Below are 17,079 nucleotides of genomic sequence, written 5' to 3'. Positions count from 1 at the left end.
AGAAAACGCTGCGTGAGATCACATAATGGGAATAGTCTGACTTACCGTTTGATAAAAGGGTAGTTATACAGTAATTATTTAGTTGTTTTATTTGTATTTACAATTTAAATATATTGAAATTAACGTTAGGAATCAATGAAATATAAATATAAGGAAATCCCTATATTGGCGTTGTTGATGGAGTTTTGATTTTTATTTTATATGACGAATATGAATTTCATTTATTTTATTTTGCTTTTTGAACATTATCCCAATTTTAAATTAAAGATCTTTGTCTATATTGTCGCCATTCACATTGCGTATTATGGTTGTAATGGTCTGACATGAAACAACGTTTTAATTTTAAATTAAATGGATTCTGTTATGAGAAAATCTCTTTTCTTACTATTACCTCTTGTTGTAACAAATGCGCATGCAGTATATGTCGATGTTCGTCATGAATATCTTGATGATAGTAAAGCTAACTATGACCGTGCGTATATTTCTCATCGGTTTGCGAATGGTGTTGGTTTTGCGATAGAAGCTATCTCAAAATCAGGCGGGGATGACACCAATAAAGCGTTTAATGACCTGGAAACACAGGGCAACGAATATACGATAAGCTACCAATTTAAAACCGGTGATGTCGCCTGGCAACCGGGTTTCGTGCTGGAAACAGGCAACGGTTACTCTACCTATAAGCCTTACTTCCGCGCGACGTGGACATTAAATGAAAGCTGGTGGGTTGGTGCGCGCTATCGTTTTGAATATGTACGCCGTTCTTCTGATATCCGTGATGATGATACCATCAATCGTATGGATGTCTGGGCGGGTTATAAATGGAACAACTTTGACTGGACAATCGAAGGAATTTATAAGAAAGCTGATAAATATGATCTTTACGATGGCGGCAAAGATAACTATGAATATAACTTCAGAACTGCCTATATTATTGATCAATGGTCGCCATTCGTTGAGGTAGGTAATGTTTCCGTCAATAGCAACAGCGATGAAAGACAAACCCGTTTCCGCGTGGGTATAGGCTACACATTCTAATCATTATCCCTGTTTATTATTTATTCCCTTTTCCGGCTACTTTATAGGTAGCCGGTTTTTTTTACCTGGTGATGACCTGCGGATAATTATTATCGTGCGTTGGCCGGATAAGACGCGAATCGCCATCCGGCAACGAGATGTGCAGGAAACTATGCGCTTACATGATGCCCAGTAGACGGGGTAAGAACAGTGTGATTTCCGGAATGTAGGTAATTAATAACAGAACGCCGATAATCGCGCCGTAAAAAGGCAGCAACGGTTTAATCACTTCCTCAACTTTGACCTTACCGACGCTCGCCCCGACATATAAACCACTGCCAACTGGCGGCGTAATGGTGCCAATCGCCAGGTTATAGATCATGATAATGCCAAAATGCACCGGATCGACGCCCAGTTTAGCCATGATCGGCAGCAGAATCGGGGTAAAAATCAGAATGGCCGGACCGATATCCATAAATGCGCCGATAATCAACAAAAAGACGGTAATGACTAACAGGATAACCAGTTTATTGGCGGAAATACCGAGGATCATATCGCTCAGCGCCTCAGGAATATTGGTGATCGACATCGAGAAGGACATCGCCGAAGAGGTTGCCAGCAGGAACATGATGACCCCGGTCATTACCACTGTCTGGAGCAAAATCGAAGGCAAATCCTTAATTTTCAGCGTGCGGTAAAACACCATCGTCAACAATAATGTATACACCACGGCAATCGCGGAGGCTTCAATGGCGGTGAAAATCCCCTGCACAATGCCGCCGACGATAATCACGATCAGCAGCAGGCTGGGAATGGCCTCAACGGCAACTTTTAGCGCCATGCCTTTTTGGACGGTGAAGAAAACCCGATAATTTCGACGCTTAGCGACCACCAGCGTGACCAGCATACAGCCAACGCCCCACAGCACTCCCGCGACCAGACCGCCGGCGAACAGAGCGGCAATCGATGTTCCCCCGCTTGCCAGCGCATAAAGGATAAAAGCCGTGGTGGGCGGAATTAACATTCCCGTCGGCGCGGAGGCGATATTCACCGCGGCCGCAAAGCCGCGATCGTAACCTTCGCGCGCGCTCATCGGCACCATCACGCCGCCGATGGAGGTTGAGGCGGCAATTGCCGATCCGGAAATTGCACCGAACATCATATTGCCGACGATGTTGGTATAAGAGAGCGAGCCGGGCAGTTTGCCAGTAAACAGTTTGGCAAAATTGACCAGCCGGGCGGCAATTCCCCCGCTATTCATGATCACCCCGGACAAAACGAAGAACGGCACGGCCAGCAAGGCAAAACTGTCCAGGCTGGAGAACATTTTTTGCGCGGTGGCGAACATCGAAATATCGAAAGGCAGTACCAGCATCATGGTGCTGAAAGAGGCGATAACGGTGCAGATCCCAATAGGCGCGCCCATGGCCAGTAAAACAACAAAGACGGCAATTAGCGTACAGGACGCAAAAATAGGGTCAATCATGTGATTTCTCCAGAGTGTGCTCAGTGGTATCCGTGGCGGAATGGATAGCTTTCAGGGCGTCAACGATATTCAGCAGCCCATAGAGGATGATCAGTACGCCCGCGCAGGGGAGCGCGTAATAAATTTTTCCCATCGGAATGCCCAGCGCAGGGGAGATTTGCAGCATAGAAATCGCAGAAATCTTTAAGCCGCCGATAATCAATACCCAAATGGAAAACGCGATAAAAATGACCTGCAGAATAATATCCCACCAGCCACGAATCGTCGGCGACACCTTATCCAGTAAGAGAGTCAGGCTGATATGCTGTTTCTGACCGGCGACAAAAGCCATGCCCAGCATTGATACCCACACCAGGAGAAATCGCAGCATCTCTTCGGTAAGGGTGCTGGGAACGCCCAGAATGTAGCGGCTCACCACCTGCCAGCAGGCGATGCCAACCATTATCGCCAGCACCAGGCAACAGATAGCTCCCAGCAATAAATCAAGTCCTTTTCTGAATGTGTTCATCTTAATTTCCTGATTAGATTAATTTTTTGCTGTCTGGATACGTTGATACAGCCCGTAAAGCCGTGGTTTGTTTTTCAGACCGTCGTAAATAGGCTGTACTGCCTTCTGGAAGGGTTTTTTGTCGATCTCGTAGAATTCAACGTTGAAATCTTTTACCGCCGCCAGCCTGGTTTTCTCTATTTCCTTATCCCATGCGGCTTTCTCAAATTCGATCGACGCCTTGATGGCGGCTTCGACGATGCGCTGCTGTTCCGGCGTCAGCTTTTCCAGCGTGAGGGTACTCATTAGCAGGATATCGGGAATGCGGGTGTGCATATCGTAGGTGTAATAACGGGCGACTTCGCCGTGGCGGGCGATGGTGAGAGCGAACTCATTGTTTTCCGCGCCGTCGAGAATGCCTTGTTGTAACGAGGTATAGACCTCCGCCTGGCTCATGGCGATGGGCGAAGCGCCCAGCAGTTTGAGAGTTTGGATCGCCGTCTCACTCTGCATGACGCGGATCTTCTTCCCGCGTAAATCCTCAATGCGTTTAACCGGCGCTTTGCTCATATAAAAATTACGCGCGCCGGAATCATACCAGCCTACGCCGACAAACCCCTGTGCGGCGGTGGACTGATAAACAGGCTCCATCACCTGTGGGTTATCCATTACGCGGTAGTATTCCTCGACGGTGGCAAACAGGTAGGGAAGTGAGAACACGCCGTACTCAGGCGAAAAACTCTCCATCAGCCCGGACGACACTTTAGTGATGTCGACGACGCCGACCTGCGTCAACTCCACCAGTTCGCGCTCGCCGCCAAGCTGTCCGTCCGGGAAGTACTGTACTTTGATATCGCCGCCCGTTTTCTCTTCAACTTGCTGCCCCAGGAAGTGCAACGCATCTTTTACCGGCTGGCTATTTTCAGCGTAGGCCAGGCGTAAAATGGTTTCGCCGTGGGAGAAGAAAGAGAGTGTGGAGAGTAAGGCCAACGTTGCCAGACGTATAAAACCAGGTTGCTTCATAATTCCCTCGCAATTGTAATAATTTACCGGGAATGTAATTGCATGGTGAAATTATAACCTTCTTGATTTTGCCACCGCTGACAAAAATTGGCACCAAAAGAAAGATTTTGAAACCCTGTTTCACATTTCATGATTTCCAGGAATTCATCAACAGGCGGTTTCGGTTGGAGGCGTAAAAAACGATTTTTTTCAGCGGATGCCGTAACGTTTATAACCCTGGAAAAAGTACGGCATTGATAATCATTTTCAATATCATTTAATTAACTATAATGAACCAACTGCTTACGCGGCGTTAACACTGTGCCGCTCGACAATAATGGAGATGATTATGAGTTATACACTGCCATCCCTGCCGTACGCTTATGATGCACTGGAACCGCACTTCGATAAGCAGACGATGGAGATTCACCACACCAAACACCATCAAACCTATGTCAACAACGCTAACGCGGCGCTGGAAAACTTGCCAGAGTTTGCTGACCTGCCGGTTGAAGAACTGATTACTAAACTGGACCAGGTGCCAGCGGACAAAAAAACCGTGCTGCGTAATAACGCGGGCGGCCACGCTAACCACAGCTTCTTCTGGAAAGGCCTGAAAAAAGGCACCACCCTGCAGGGCGATCTGAAAGCGGCTATCGAGCGTGACTTCGGTTCCGTTGACAACTTCAAAGCTGAATTCGAAAAAGCAGCAGCAACCCGTTTCGGCTCCGGCTGGGCGTGGCTGGTGCTGAAAGGCGACAAACTGGCTGTGGTTTCTACCGCAAACCAGGATTCCCCGCTGATGGGTGAAGCCATTTCCGGCGCTTCCGGCTTCCCGATCCTGGGTCTGGACGTGTGGGAACACGCTTACTACCTGAAATTCCAGAACCGCCGCCCGGACTACATCAAAGAGTTCTGGAACGTGGTGAACTGGGACGAAGCAGCAGCGCGTTTCGCCGCTAAAAAATAATTTGCATTGCACGACTGTAGAAGCGAGTCTGATGACTCGCTTTTTTTGTATCCGCGTAAGGAGCAGCAGATGCATTATCCGGTTGACGTGTTTATTGGCAAAATTCGTGACTATGACGGCAGCCGCCCGAGCGCTATCGCCAAAGTGCAGGCCGATGGCGAACTTATGCTGACCGAGCTGGGTCTGGCAGGCGATGAGCAGGCCGAAAAGAAAATCCACGGCGGCCCCGACCGCGCGCTATGCCATTACCCCCGCGAACACTATGCTGATTGGATTCGCCAGTTCCCCGAGCAGGCGACGCTGTTTTGCGCCCCGGCGTTTGGCGAGAATCTGTCGACGGACGGAATGACCGAACACAACGTGTTTATTGGCGACATCTACCGCTGGGGCGAGGTGTTGATCCAGGTCACTCAGCCGCGCTCTCCATGCTTTAAACTTAATTTCCATTTTGCCATCAGCGACATGGCCCTCCTTATGCAGAACAGCGGAAAAACCGGCTGGCTGTATCGGGTCATTGCGCCTGGTAAGGTCTCCAGCGATGCGCCGCTGGAGCTGGCGTCGCGTCTGAGCGATGTCTCGGTTCATGAAGCGGGTGTTATCGCCTGGTCTATGCCGTTTGATGACGAACAATATCACCGGCTGTTGAGCGCCGCCGGGCTGTCGGCGAGCTGGAGCCGCACCATGCAAAAGCGTCGTTTGAGCGGCAAAATTGAAGATAGCGCCAGACGACTGTGGGGGGATAAAACTCCGCCAAAATGAAAGGAAGGGTTATGACTGAAGCTGAAAATGCGGTGGCGATCGTAAAAGAATTTTTGGTGGCCTCGATGATTCCCGATGCTGAACGCGCCGCAACGTATATGCACCCGGAGGTGAAAATTACCTTCACCGGAGGCCGGGCGATGGCGGGCGCGGCAGATATCGCGCAGTTTAACGGCGCTCGCTACAAGTGGGTGAAGAAGGCGCTGGGCGAGTTTGATGCGGTGCAGCATGATGATTACGTTGTGATTTATTCCAACGGTACGTTGTATGGCGAATGGCCCGACGGTCGCCCGTTTGCCGATAACCGCTTTATCGACCGCTTCGAAGTGCGCGATGGCAAAATTACCCGGATGGACGTGTGGAATGACAGCGCCGAGTGGATTTTAGCGCCGGAAATCTCCCGATAGCGTGGTGCGTAGGCCGAATAAGCGTAGCGCCGTCAGGCTGTCAGGTGTACATTGCCGGATGACGGCGTTTGCCTTATTCCGCTGGTAACCTATTAATTATTCACAAAAGATATGTAAATTATGGACGCACATATTCTCGAGGCTTGTACGGAAGAAGTTAAGCACATCTTATTCGAAGAGTATCACCTCAAATCTATCGAGGAGCTTTGGGAGCGGTCTCTGGATGAGGATTTTTTAGCTGAGTTGTATCAACAGTTTAAGTTCATAACGGAAAAGTATGGCGTGAATGGTGATGAATTGGACAGCATCCTCGATACGCTTTAAATGGTTAAGGCTCGGTAAGAGAAAGTATTACCGAGCCATGAATAACATTAGGTTCGCTTGTACAGCGGTAGCCACAGCGTAAGCCGCAACCCACCCAGCGGGCTATCGTCAGCCTTCACCCAGCCGCGGTGCTGCTGCATGGCGCTTTCGACAATCGCCAGCCCCAGCCCGGTGCCGCCAGACTCGCGGTCGCGCGCCTCATCAGTGCGATAGAACGGACGGAAGATCTGCTCGCGGTCTTCAGGGCTGACGCCCGGCCCGTCGTCATCGACCGTGATCGTAATACCGTCTTTATCCACCGAGAAGCCGACTTCAATCTTCGTATGTGAATAGCGCAGCGCATTACGAACTATATTTTCCAGCGCGCTTTCCAGCGCGTTTGGGTTGCCATAGAGCGGCCACGGCCCCGGCGGATAATTTACCGTTAACGACTTGCCCATCTGTTCGGCTTCAAAGGCGGCGTTATCCAGCACTTCGCCCCATAGCTGATTGGCTTTCATCGTTTCGCTGACCAGCGCATTTTTCTGTTGGTTACGCGACATCACCAGCAGGTCATTGATCATGCTGTCCAGACGCTGCGCTTCGGTTTCAATACGCTCCAGCTCTTTGCTTTCGCCGCCACGACGACGCAGCAGCGCGGTACCCAGTTGCAGGCGCGTAAGGGGCGTTCGCAGCTCATGGGAGATGTCTGACAGCAAACGCTGCTGCGAGGTCATCATCCGTTCCAGCGCCGTCACCATCTGGTTAAAACTGGCGCCAGCGGCGAGGAACTCCTGCGGACCCGCCTCCAGCTCCGGATGCTGACGCAGGTTGCCTTGCGCCACTTCATCAGCCGCGTTTTTCAACTTACGCGCCGGTTTCGCCAGACTCCATGCCAGCCATAGCAAGAGCGGCGAACTGACCAGCATCGTGACAATGAGCAACAGGAGCGGGCGGTCAAACAGCAGATTAATAAAATCGGATTGCGAACTGCTGGCCGGTCGAATCAGGTAAAGCTGGTAATTATCCTCTCCGTCACGAACGGAGAACGGCCCCACCATCTCTACGCGGCCATATTTTTTCTTCTGCGGATGATCGGCGTTATCCGCCTGACCAATGAAGTTACGAATGATCTGCATTTCGCTGCGTTCAGCGCCGATCACGCGTCCTTCAGAGGTCACCAGTAATAACCGCTGTCCAGGCGGCGCCCACTTATCGATCGCGCGGAACAGGCGACGCCACCACATCAGGTCGTTGGGCGGATCGTTCGCAAGTTCAGCTTCTACATGTTGCTCTATCATCAATCCCTGGCGCTGTTCGCTGTCCAGCAGCTCGGTCATCTGGCGTGAATCGAGCTTGGGCAACATCAGTACCAGCATTAGCACCAGCGCCAGCGTCAACCAGAAGATGGCGAAGATGCGCGCGGTTAAACTTCCTATCATGAAGCGGAAACCATCAGATAGCCGCGACCACGCAATGTTTTAAACCACGGGTGACCGTCTTTGCGTTCCGGCAGTTTGCGGCGCAGGTTAGAAATATGCATATCAATGGCGCGATCGAACGGCGTCAGGCGCTTACCCAGCACTTCCTGGCTTAAATGTTCACGGGAAACCACCTGGCCGAGGTGTTGCGCCAGCAAATAGAGCAGGGTGAATTCCGTACCGGTCAGCTCCAGCGTTTGGCCATCGAAACTGGCTTCCTGGCGACCCGGATTAAGGCTTAGCGCATCGACTTCCAGCGTCGGCGAGCCGTTGTCGCTGCTCTGCTGCTGTTCGCTCCAGTGGGAACGGCGCAAAATAGCCCTGATGCGCGCTACCAGCTCGCGGTCGTTAAACGGTTTGGGCAAATAGTCGTCCGCGCCCAGCTCAAGGCCGAGAACGCGATCCAGCTCGCTGCCGCGCGCGGTCAGCATAATGACAGGCGTCTGGTGTGTCTGGCGAAGCGCTTTCAACGTATCGATACCGTTTTTCTTCGGCATCATGACGTCAAGCAAAAGTAAATCGATGCTGTCATCCAAAAGCTCAAGCGCCTGCTCGCCGTCGTGGGCCACCAGGACATTAAAACCTTCCATTTCGAGGAGCTCTTTTAACAGGGAAGTCAGCTCTCGGTCATCATCAACTAACAGGATTTTATTCATTGTTTACGTACCTCCGAGGCAGAAATTACGTCATCAGGCGTCGCTAATCCATGACTTTACGTTGTTTTACACCCCCTGACGCATGTTTGCAGCCCGAATCGTAAACTGTCTCTCGTTGAATCGCGACAGAAAAGATTTTGGGAGCAAGCGATGCGCAAAGTTACCGCTGCTGTTATGGCCTCAACGCTGGCATTCAGTTTTTTAAGCCACGCAGCTGAAGTTGTTACAAGCGATAACTGGCACCCCGGTGACGGGGCCACGCAGCGTAGCGCGCAAAATCATATGTTTGACGGCATAAGTTTAACCGAACATCAGCGTCAGCAGATGCGAGATCTTATGCAACAGGCAAGGCACGAACAGCCTCCTGTTAATGTTAGCGAAATGGAGACAATGCATCGGCTTGTCACCGCAGAAAAATTTGATGAAAGCGCTGTGCGCGCTCAGGCAGAAAAAATGGCGCAAGAGCAGGTTGCCCGCCAGGTCGAAATGGCCCGCGTGCGTAACCAGATGTATCGCCTGTTAACGCCGGAGCAGCAAGCGGTTTTGAATGAAAAGCATCAGCAACGAATGGAGCAACTGCGCGACGTGGCGCAATGGCAAAAAAGTTCATCGTTGAAATTATTGAGTAGTAGCAACTCACGTCCCCAGTAACAACCCTGTTTTCCTTGCCATAGACACCATCCCTGTCTTCCCCCACATGATGTGGGGGTTTTTTTTATCTCCAGTTTGTCATTCTGTTATTAGCTTACTGTTTTAAACCATCCGTTATACTACCGGCAGAAGATAGCGGGAGTATTTATGAATCAAACCTATGGACGGCTGGTTAGCCGGGCGGCTATCGCGGCAACAGCGATGGCATCAGCGTTACTTTTGATCAAAATTTTTGCGTGGTGGTATACGGGATCGGTGAGTATTCTGGCGGCGTTGGTGGACTCGCTGGTGGATATTGCCGCGTCATTGACGAATTTGTTGGTCGTGCGTTATTCGCTGCAACCCGCAGATGATGAACACACGTTTGGGCACGGTAAAGCGGAGTCGCTGGCGGCGCTGGCGCAAAGTATGTTTATTTCCGGTTCGGCGTTGTTTCTGTTTTTGACCAGTATTCAGAATCTGATTAAGCCGACGCCAATGAACGACCCCGGCGTGGGGATTGGCGTTACCGTCATCGCTCTGATATGCACTATTATACTGGTCACGTTTCAGCGCTGGGTGGTACGCAAGACCCAAAGTCAGGCGGTACGGGCGGATATGCTTCATTATCAGTCTGATGTTATGATGAACGGAGCGATTCTTATCGCGCTGGGGTTATCCTGGTACGGTTGGCATCGTGCGGATGCCCTGTTTGCGTTAGGTATCGGCATCTATATTTTGTATAGCGCGTTGCGTATGGGGTATGAGGCGGTGCAGTCATTATTGGATCGCGCGCTGCCCGATGCGGAACGACAGGAAATTATTGATATCGTGACGTCATGGCCGGGAGTCAGCGGCGCGCACGATCTCCGCACGCGGCAGTCAGGGCCGACTCGCTTTATTCAGATTCATTTGGAAATGGAAGATAATCTGCCGCTCGTTCAGGCGCATTTTGTGGCTGACCAGGTAGAGCAGGCGATTTTACAGCGTTTTCCGGGTTCAGATGTCATTATTCATCAGGATCCCTGTTCAGTCGTTCCCAGGGAAGGCAGGAAGTTCGAGCTTGTATAATTGATTGTTAAAAAGTGAGCCAGGCCAGCATTTTGTGTATAAATTACCGCCATTTGGCCTGACCTGAATCAATTCAGCAGGAAGGGATTGTTATACTATCTGTATATTCGTTGGATCGTTTCGAAGTGCGAAATCGGCTTCCGGCAATAGATTTCATTTTGCATTCCAAAGTTCAGAGGTAGTCATGATTAAGAAAATCGGTGTGTTGACAAGCGGCGGTGATGCGCCGGGCATGAACGCGGCAATCCGCGGTGTTGTGCGCGCAGCGTTGACGGAAGGGCTGGAAGTCATGGGCATTTATGACGGCTATCTGGGCCTGTATGAAGATCGTATGGTTCAGCTTGACCGTTACAGCGTATCTGACATGATCAACCGTGGCGGTACTTTCCTCGGTTCTGCCCGTTTCCCGGAATTCCGTGACGAAAATATTCGCGCTGTCGCGATCGAAAACCTGAAAAAACGCGGTATCGATGCGCTGGTAGTTATTGGCGGCGACGGTTCTTATATGGGTGCAAAACGTCTGACTGAAATGGGCTTCCCGTGCATCGGTCTGCCAGGCACTATCGATAACGACATCAAAGGCACCGACTACACTATCGGCTATTTCACTGCTCTCGGCACTGTAGTGGAAGCGATTGACCGTCTGCGTGACACCTCCTCTTCTCACCAGCGTATCTCTATCGTTGAGGTGATGGGCCGTTATTGCGGCGACCTGACGTTGGCGGCGGCTATTGCTGGCGGCTGTGAGTTTATCGTGGTGCCGGAAGTTGAATTTAATCGCGAAGATCTGGTGGCCGAAATCAAAGCCGGGATCGCGAAAGGGAAAAAACACGCTATCGTCGCTATTACTGAGCATATGTGCGATGTTGACGAACTGGCGCACTTTATTGAAAAAGAAACGGGCCGTGAGACGCGTGCGACGGTGCTCGGCCACATTCAGCGCGGTGGTTCCCCGGTACCTTACGATCGCATTCTGGCTTCCCGTATGGGCGCGTATGCTATTGACCTGCTGCTGGAAGGCCATGGCGGTCGTTGTGTCGGTATCCAGAACGAGCAGCTTGTTCATCATGACATCATCGATGCGATTGAAAACATGAAGCGTCCGTTCAAAAGCGACTGGATGGAGTGCGCGAAAAAACTGTACTGATTGTTTTTGCGCGCCTGATGGCGCTACGCTTATCAGGCCTACAGGTTGCAGAAACGTGTAGGCCGGATTAGGCGCTAGCCGCCATCCGGCAATCCCTCAGATTTATTCCTCGAAGTTATAGCCAATCTTTTTTTATTCTTTAATGTTTGGATCTCTTTCTGGCACGCTTTGCTCATCACAACACAACATAAGCGAGTCGGGCGATGAAAAAGTGGGGCGTGGGGTTCACATTATTGCTGGCGTCAACCAGCATTCTGGCAAAGGATATTCAGTTACTTAACGTATCATACGATCCAACGCGTGAGCTGTACGAGCAGTACAACAAAGCGTTTAGCGCGCACTGGAAGCAGGAAACCGGCGACAACGTCGTGATCCGTCAATCGCACGGCGGTTCGGGTAAACAGGCGACTTCCGTTATTAACGGCATTGAAGCCGATGTCGTGACGCTGGCGCTGGCTTACGATGTGGACGCTATTGCGGAACGTGGTCGTATCGATAAAAACTGGATCAAGCGTCTGCCGGATAACTCAGCACCTTACACCTCCACCATCGTTTTCCTGGTCCGCAAAGGCAATCCAAAACAAATTCATGACTGGAATGATCTGATTAAACCCGGTGTGTCGGTGATTACGCCAAACCCGAAAAGCTCCGGCGGCGCACGCTGGAACTATCTGGCGGCATGGGGCTACGCCCTGCACCACAACAATAACGATCAGGCCAAAGCGCAGGACTTTGTCAAAGCCCTGTTTAAAAACGTTGAAGTGCTGGACTCCGGCGCGCGCGGCTCAACCAATACTTTCGTTGAACGCGGTATCGGTGATGTGCTGATTGCCTGGGAAAACGAAGCGCTACTGGCGACGAATGAACTGGGTAAAGATAAATTCGAGATAGTGACCCCGAGTGAATCTATTCTCGCAGAGCCGACCGTGTCCGTGGTGGATAAAGTCGTTGAGAAGAAAGGGACGAATGCGGTGGCGGAAGCGTATCTGAAGTATCTCTACTCGCCGGAAGGGCAGGAGATAGCAGCGAAAAACTTCTACCGTCCGCGCGATGCTGACGTGGCGAAAAATACGACGATGCGTTTCCGAAGCTGAAGCTATTCACCATTGACGAGGTGTTTGGCGGCTGGGCGAAGGCGCAAAAAGATCACTTCGCTAATGGCGGTACGTTCGACCAAATTAGCAAACGCTAAACCGTTTATAAACCCGGTAACGTATTATGTTACCGGGTTTTTTCTTTGCCACAATTTTGCGTTACTCTTCCCCGTCTATGGGTCACAGGGAACGCATATCATGAAAAAAACAGGCTACTTTTTACTGGCGGTGATAGTGATTGTCGCCGCGGCGGGCGTCGGTTACTGGAAATTTTCCGGCAATCCTGATGCATTACGGGAAATCGTGCTTGAACAATGCCTGCCCGATCAGTTACAGCATCAAAACCCAGCGCCTTGCGCGGAAGTCAAACCTCGCGCCGGCTATGTCGTCTTTAAAGATCGTCACGGTCCGTTGCAATATTTATTGATGCCCACCTACCGTATCAACGGTACAGAAAGCCCGCTATTGCTGGAACCCGCTACGCCCAACTTTTTCTGGCTGGCCTGGCAGGCTCGCGGCTATATGAGTAAAAAATACGGGCATGATATTCCGGATAGCGCGGTCTCGCTGGCGATTAATTCGCGGCTTGGTCGTTCACAGGACCATTTGCATATCCATATTTCTTGCATCCGTCCTGACGTTCGGGAACAACTGGATAACGATCTCACGCGCATCAGCACTCGCTGGCTTCCGCTGCCGGGTGGCCTGATGGGGCATGAATACCTGGCGCGCCGGGTAACTGAGAGCGAACTGGCGCAGCGTAGTCCGTTTATGATGCTGGCGGAAGAGGTGCCGGAAGCGCGCGATCATATGGGACGCTATGCGCTGGCGGTGGTACGCCAAAGCGACGACTCTTTTGTCCTGCTGGCGACCGAGCGTAACCTGCTGACGCTTAATCGCGCATCGGCGGAAGAGATTCAGGACCATAGTTGCGCCATTTTGTCTTCCCGCTGATTTTCGTTACACCCCCCTGCTCATTATCTTATTGATTCTTATCCCGGTTTAAAACTGGGGTAAGATCGTGTCTATAAAAATATGTGAAACCGATCAAAAGATATAAAGGTATACCTTTATATCTTTTGATGGTTCGTTACACTCTCTTCATAGCCTCCATAGATTGTCTGGTGGATGGCTTATATAAAAACGTTTTTATTTCATGTAGTGACATCATTAATTGTTCACCAGATTTGTGCTGCTAAGCGTAAAGGAATATCAACATGAAACTTTCTATTGTGGAAAAAATCGGCTTCGGCGCGGGAGATATGGCGATAAACGTTGCGATTATCGCCATGCAGCTGCTCCTCGCCTATTTCTATACCGATATCTACGGCCTGAGCGCCGCTGATGTTGGCGTACTGTTTGTGGTTGTGCGGATGATTGATGCCATTATCGATCCGGCCATGGGGGTTCTTACCGATAAACTGAACACGCGCTGGGGGCGTTATCGCCCGTGGCTGCTGTGGTTTGCTATTCCTTTTGGTTTCGCCGTGTATTTGATGTTTATTACGCCTGACATGGCTTATATGGCCAAGCTGGCGTGGGCCTATGGCACCTATATTCTTATGACCCTGGTCTATACTGCGATCACCATTCCCTATATTTCGATGATTGGCGTCATTACCAGCGACCCCGTCGAACGGTTAAGCGCCAACGGCTATCGTTTTGTGATGACCAAGATTGCCGCTTTCCTGGTGACTATCGTCGTACCGATGCTTGCCGTCTGGCTGGGGCAGGGCAACAAGGCGCTGGGTTACCAGTTTTCGATGGGGCTGATGGGGGCGATGGGCGCCTTGCTGTTTATCTTCTGTTTTCTTACCACGCGTGAACGCAGCGAGCCGGAAATTACGTCGTTATCGGTGGGGAAACAGTTTAAATATCTGTTACGCAACGATCAGTGGATTATTCTCGGCGTTGTTATTCTGCTGCTGATGTGCGGTTATGTTATTCGCGGTTCCGTTGCCGCTTATTACGCCAAGTATTATCTGAACGGCGGAGATAGTCTGATTTCACCCTTCCTGACTACCGGCGTCGTTGCCTCTATTTTAGCGATGATCGCTACCACCTGGATAACCAAGTTCTGGGACAAAATTAAGATGTTCCGCTACACCCAGATTATTACCTTTATCCTGAGCGCGCTGATGTATTTCTCCGTCGGGCGTGAAAATCTTATCCTGGCGTTTGCGTTCTATTTTCTTATTAATTTCTTCTGCGATATGCAAATGCCGGTGTTCTGGTCCTCTATCGCCGAAGCGGTGGATTACGGAGAAAAGAAAACCGGTCTGCGCGTTTCCGGGTTGGCGTTTGGCGGCATCCTCTTCTTCCAGAAGTTTGGGATGGGGATCGCGGGCGGGATACTCGGATTCCTGCTGAGCCACTTTGGCTATCAGGCCGATGTTGAACAGACCGCACGTTCGCTCACCGGTATTGCGCTGATGATGACGCTCATTCCTGCTCTGTTCCACCTTGCGGTTGGGCTGCTTATGAAAAAGTATCTGATTAACAACGAATATTATCGTGATATTCAGCTCGCCCTGGCGCAGAAACAGGCATAAGGAGGCGCAAATGAAGGCCATGAATAAGGTTTGGGTTATCGGCGATGCCTCCGTTGATCTGGTGCCGGAAAAACAGAACAGCTATCTGAAATGCCCCGGCGGAGCGTCGGCGAACGTGGGGGTATGCGTTGCCAGGCTGGGCGGAGAGTGCGGTTTTATTGGCTGTCTTGGCGACGATGACGCCGGTCGCTTCCTGCGCTAGGTTTTTCAGGATAACGGCGTGGATGTCACGTTTCTACGCATGGATCCGGCCCTGACCAGCGCGGTGCTGATCGTCAACCTGACGGCTGATGGGGAGCGCAGCTTTACCTATCTGGTACATCCGGGGGCTGATATCTACGTTTCGCCGCAGGACCTGCCGCCGTTCAGGCAGTACGAATGGTTTTACTTCAGTTCAATTGGCCTCACCGACAGTCCCGCTCGCGAAGCATGTCTGGAAGGGGCGAGACGCATGCGAGAAGCCGGTGGCTACGTGTTATTCGACGTCAACTTACGCAGCAAGATGTGGCGCAATACCGATGAAATCCCTGACCTGATCGCCCGGTCCGCCGCACTGGCTTCTATCTGCAAAGTCTCGGCAGATGAGCTGTGCCAGCTCAGCGGGGCCAGTCACTGGCAGGATGCGCGTTATTACCTGCGCGATCTAGGCTGTGACACCACGATCATTTCGCTGGGGGCCGATGGCGCGCTGTTGATTACCGCCGAGGGGGAGTTCCATTTTCCCGCACCACGCGTCGATGTCGTCGATACCACTGGGGCAGGCGATGCTTTTGTCGGCGGCCTGCTGTTCACCCTTTCCCGCGCAAATTGCTGGAACCATGCCCTGCTGGCGGAGGCTATCAGCAATGCCAACGCCTGCGGCGCCATGGCGGTAACGGCAAAGGGCGCAATGACCGCTTTACCGTTTCCCGACCAGCTAAACACTTTTCTTTCCAGCCATTCGCTGGCACAAGCCATGACCGTGAAATAAGGAGTCATCATGCACGTTGATCAAAACAAAATACTGGGATGCCTGGTGGGCGCCGCCGCCGCGGACGCGATGGGAGCCGCGACGGAAGTACGCACCCAGCAGCAAATAAAAGACTATTTTGGCGGCTGGGTGACGACCTTTCAAAAACCGCCAGCGGACACGTTTGGCCGCTGCAACGAAGCGGGGATGTGCACGGATGATTTTATTCAGGCGAAGTACATCATGGATGCGCTGCTGCGCCATCAACGCCAGGTCAGCGACGAGGCGATGCGCGAGGCTTTTCAGCAGTGGCTGGATTACCCGTACTACGCCAACTTTACCGGCCCGACGACGCGTGCGGCAATGAAGGCAATATTCAATGATAACCGCGCCTCTTTACAGGGTGAGCTGGAAGGCGAGAAACAGTCGGTACAGATTATTAATAAGGGTAACGCGGAGGCAACGAACGGCGCCGCCATGAAGATTTGGCCAGCGGCGGTGCTGCACCCGGGTGATATTGACGCGGCGATTGACTGCGCGCTGCAGATTTGCCGTTTTACGCATAATAACGTGTTGGCGATGTCCGGCGCAGCGGCGATGGCGGCGGCAACCAGCGAGGCGTTAAGAGCGCAGACCAATGCAGACAGCATTATTGCCGCCGGTATTTACGGTGCGCAAAGGGGCTATCTGCTGGCGCAGGAGCAAGGGGCGATGATGGTGGCAGGTCCTTCCGTTGCCCGACGCATTGAACTGGCCGTAGATATCGGTAAACGTCATCGCCATTGGGAAACGGCGGTGGTGGAACTTGCTGATATTATTGGCTCCGGGCTGCACGTGAGTGAAGCGGTGCCGGCGGCCTTTGGCCTGTTCGCGTGTTGTCCGAATTCTGCCGTAGATGCTATTATCTCCGGCGTTAATATCGGCAATGATACTGATACTGTCGCCACCATGGTCGGGGCGATTTCCGGCGCATTCCATGGCGTGGAGGCTTTTCCCGCCGATTATTTAACGACTTTGGATCGTATGAATCATTTCGATTTGGCAGAACTGGCCAGGCAAATCGCAGGGTAG

General features: G+C 51.6%; 16 protein-coding genes and 2 pseudogenes. 13 read left to right on the top strand and 5 right to left on the bottom strand.

The features are described from left to right. Positions 1-351: 351 nt before the first annotated feature. Entirely contained in the window at positions 352-1,035 is a 684-nt protein-coding gene (locus ACQ29O_RS22015; RefSeq protein WP_000378721.1) for an oligogalacturonate-specific porin KdgM family protein, read from the top strand. 157 nt (positions 1,036-1,192) lie between these two features. Here ACQ29O_RS22015 and ACQ29O_RS22010 read toward each other — a convergent pair whose 3' ends face one another. From ACQ29O_RS22010 to ACQ29O_RS22000, 3 genes are read right to left on the bottom strand one after another with little or no spacing between them, the layout of a single operon-like run. Continuing rightward, complete coding sequence (locus ACQ29O_RS22010) at positions 1,193-2,500, bottom strand: TRAP transporter large permease (RefSeq protein ID WP_020937221.1); 1,308 nt, start codon at positions 2,498-2,500, stop codon at positions 1,193-1,195. Further along, positions 2,493-3,008, bottom strand: a complete 516-nt coding sequence (locus ACQ29O_RS22005) for a TRAP transporter small permease (RefSeq protein ID WP_001091413.1) — start codon at positions 3,006-3,008, stop codon at positions 2,493-2,495. Before ACQ29O_RS22005 ends, ACQ29O_RS22010 begins: the two co-directional genes overlap by 8 nt. A gap of 18 nt (positions 3,009-3,026) precedes the next feature. Further along, entirely contained in the window at positions 3,027-4,010 is a 984-nt protein-coding gene (locus tag ACQ29O_RS22000) for a TRAP transporter substrate-binding protein (RefSeq protein WP_000812822.1), read from the bottom strand. A 328-nt stretch (positions 4,011-4,338) separates the two neighbouring features. Here ACQ29O_RS22000 and sodA point away from each other — a divergent pair, with 328 nt between their 5' ends. The 4 genes from sodA (at position 4,339) to ACQ29O_RS21980 (ending at position 6,449) form a co-directional block, all read left to right on the top strand. After that, complete coding sequence (sodA, locus tag ACQ29O_RS21995) at positions 4,339-4,959, top strand: superoxide dismutase [Mn] (RefSeq protein WP_000122629.1); 621 nt, start codon at positions 4,339-4,341, stop codon at positions 4,957-4,959. Positions 4,960-5,028: 69 nt separating this feature from the next. After that, positions 5,029-5,718 (top strand): 6-hydroxyaminopurine reductase, encoded by a 690-nt coding sequence (yiiM, locus tag ACQ29O_RS21990; protein WP_000559218.1) that lies wholly within the window; start codon positions 5,029-5,031, stop codon positions 5,716-5,718. Positions 5,719-5,729: 11 nt separating this feature from the next. Beyond that, positions 5,730-6,125: a nuclear transport factor 2 family protein gene (locus ACQ29O_RS21985; protein ID WP_000133442.1), complete on the top strand. Its 396-nt coding sequence runs from the start codon at positions 5,730-5,732 to the stop codon at positions 6,123-6,125. Between the two features lie 120 nt (positions 6,126-6,245). After that, positions 6,246-6,449, top strand: a complete 204-nt coding sequence (locus ACQ29O_RS21980; RefSeq protein WP_000338671.1) for a hypothetical protein — start codon at positions 6,246-6,248, stop codon at positions 6,447-6,449. A 47-nt stretch (positions 6,450-6,496) separates the two neighbouring features. Here the strand turns inward: ACQ29O_RS21980 and cpxA are convergent, their stop codons facing one another. Together cpxA and cpxR are read right to left on the bottom strand one after the other, a co-directional pair. After that, a complete protein-coding gene (gene cpxA / locus ACQ29O_RS21975) occupies positions 6,497-7,870 on the bottom strand; it encodes an envelope stress sensor histidine kinase CpxA (RefSeq protein ID WP_000580402.1) in 1,374 nt (457 codons plus the stop codon). After that, the gene (gene cpxR, locus ACQ29O_RS21970; protein WP_001033731.1) at positions 7,867-8,565 is read right to left on the bottom strand and encodes an envelope stress response regulator transcription factor CpxR; all 699 of its coding nucleotides are present in this window, start codon (positions 8,563-8,565) and stop codon (positions 7,867-7,869) included. The genes cpxA and cpxR overlap by 4 nt, the downstream gene beginning before the upstream one ends. Before the next feature lie 150 nt (positions 8,566-8,715). On the opposite strand from cpxR, the gene cpxP reads away from it, so the two are divergent. The 8 genes and pseudogenes from cpxP to ACQ29O_RS21930 all read left to right on the top strand — a co-directional run bounded on the left by cpxP (position 8,716) and on the right by ACQ29O_RS21930 (position 17,079). Then, complete coding sequence (gene cpxP / locus ACQ29O_RS21965; protein WP_020937220.1) at positions 8,716-9,216, top strand: cell-envelope stress modulator CpxP; 501 nt, start codon at positions 8,716-8,718, stop codon at positions 9,214-9,216. Positions 9,217-9,363: 147 nt separating this feature from the next. Then, positions 9,364-10,266, top strand: a complete 903-nt coding sequence (fieF, locus tag ACQ29O_RS21960) for a CDF family cation-efflux transporter FieF (protein WP_001077320.1) — start codon at positions 9,364-9,366, stop codon at positions 10,264-10,266. 184 nt (positions 10,267-10,450) lie between these two features. Further along, entirely contained in the window at positions 10,451-11,413 is a 963-nt protein-coding gene (gene pfkA / locus ACQ29O_RS21955) for a 6-phosphofructokinase (RefSeq protein WP_000591793.1), read from the top strand. A gap of 203 nt (positions 11,414-11,616) precedes the next feature. Continuing rightward, positions 11,617-12,605 (top strand): annotated as a pseudogene (locus ACQ29O_RS21950) (sulfate ABC transporter substrate-binding protein). 100 nt (positions 12,606-12,705) lie between these two features. Further along, positions 12,706-13,461, top strand: coding sequence for a CDP-diacylglycerol diphosphatase (locus ACQ29O_RS21945; protein WP_000750762.1), 756 nt, complete (start codon positions 12,706-12,708; stop codon positions 13,459-13,461). 263 nt (positions 13,462-13,724) lie between these two features. After that, positions 13,725-15,059, top strand: a complete 1,335-nt coding sequence (locus ACQ29O_RS21940) for an MFS transporter (protein WP_000777306.1) — start codon at positions 13,725-13,727, stop codon at positions 15,057-15,059. A gap of 10 nt (positions 15,060-15,069) precedes the next feature. Next, positions 15,070-16,029: pseudogene (locus ACQ29O_RS21935) on the top strand (aminoimidazole riboside kinase). A gap of 9 nt (positions 16,030-16,038) precedes the next feature. After that, on the top strand, positions 16,039-17,079 hold the full coding sequence (locus tag ACQ29O_RS21930; protein ID WP_000557882.1) for an ADP-ribosylglycohydrolase family protein: 1,041 nt from the start codon (positions 16,039-16,041) through the stop codon (positions 17,077-17,079).

Origin of the sequence: Salmonella sp. GDC200615 (assembly GCF_050574145.1) — a bacterium.
Classification (GTDB): domain Bacteria; phylum Pseudomonadota; class Gammaproteobacteria; order Enterobacterales; family Enterobacteriaceae; genus Salmonella; species Salmonella enterica.
Note: the sequence above shows the minus strand (reverse complement) of the source record. Positions and strands in the feature narration are given on the sequence as shown.

Coding starts and splice junctions, on each gene's coding strand:
- ACQ29O_RS22015 (WP_000378721.1), top strand. CDS start 352: ATGGATTCTGTTATGAGAAAATCTCTTTTCTTACTATTACCTCTTGTT.
- ACQ29O_RS22010 (WP_020937221.1), bottom strand. CDS start 2,500: ATGATTGACCCTATTTTTGCGTCCTGTACGCTAATTGCCGTCTTTGTT.
- ACQ29O_RS22005 (WP_001091413.1), bottom strand. CDS start 3,008: ATGAACACATTCAGAAAAGGACTTGATTTATTGCTGGGAGCTATCTGT.
- ACQ29O_RS22000 (WP_000812822.1), bottom strand. CDS start 4,010: ATGAAGCAACCTGGTTTTATACGTCTGGCAACGTTGGCCTTACTCTCC.
- sodA (WP_000122629.1), top strand. CDS start 4,339: ATGAGTTATACACTGCCATCCCTGCCGTACGCTTATGATGCACTGGAA.
- yiiM (WP_000559218.1), top strand. CDS start 5,029: ATGCATTATCCGGTTGACGTGTTTATTGGCAAAATTCGTGACTATGAC.
- ACQ29O_RS21985 (WP_000133442.1), top strand. CDS start 5,730: ATGACTGAAGCTGAAAATGCGGTGGCGATCGTAAAAGAATTTTTGGTG.
- ACQ29O_RS21980 (WP_000338671.1), top strand. CDS start 6,246: ATGGACGCACATATTCTCGAGGCTTGTACGGAAGAAGTTAAGCACATC.
- cpxA (WP_000580402.1), bottom strand. CDS start 7,870: ATGATAGGAAGTTTAACCGCGCGCATCTTCGCCATCTTCTGGTTGACG.
- cpxR (WP_001033731.1), bottom strand. CDS start 8,565: ATGAATAAAATCCTGTTAGTTGATGATGACCGAGAGCTGACTTCCCTG.
- cpxP (WP_020937220.1), top strand. CDS start 8,716: ATGCGCAAAGTTACCGCTGCTGTTATGGCCTCAACGCTGGCATTCAGT.
- fieF (WP_001077320.1), top strand. CDS start 9,364: ATGAATCAAACCTATGGACGGCTGGTTAGCCGGGCGGCTATCGCGGCA.
- pfkA (WP_000591793.1), top strand. CDS start 10,451: ATGATTAAGAAAATCGGTGTGTTGACAAGCGGCGGTGATGCGCCGGGC.
- ACQ29O_RS21945 (WP_000750762.1), top strand. CDS start 12,706: ATGAAAAAAACAGGCTACTTTTTACTGGCGGTGATAGTGATTGTCGCC.
- ACQ29O_RS21940 (WP_000777306.1), top strand. CDS start 13,725: ATGAAACTTTCTATTGTGGAAAAAATCGGCTTCGGCGCGGGAGATATG.
- ACQ29O_RS21930 (WP_000557882.1), top strand. CDS start 16,039: ATGCACGTTGATCAAAACAAAATACTGGGATGCCTGGTGGGCGCCGCC.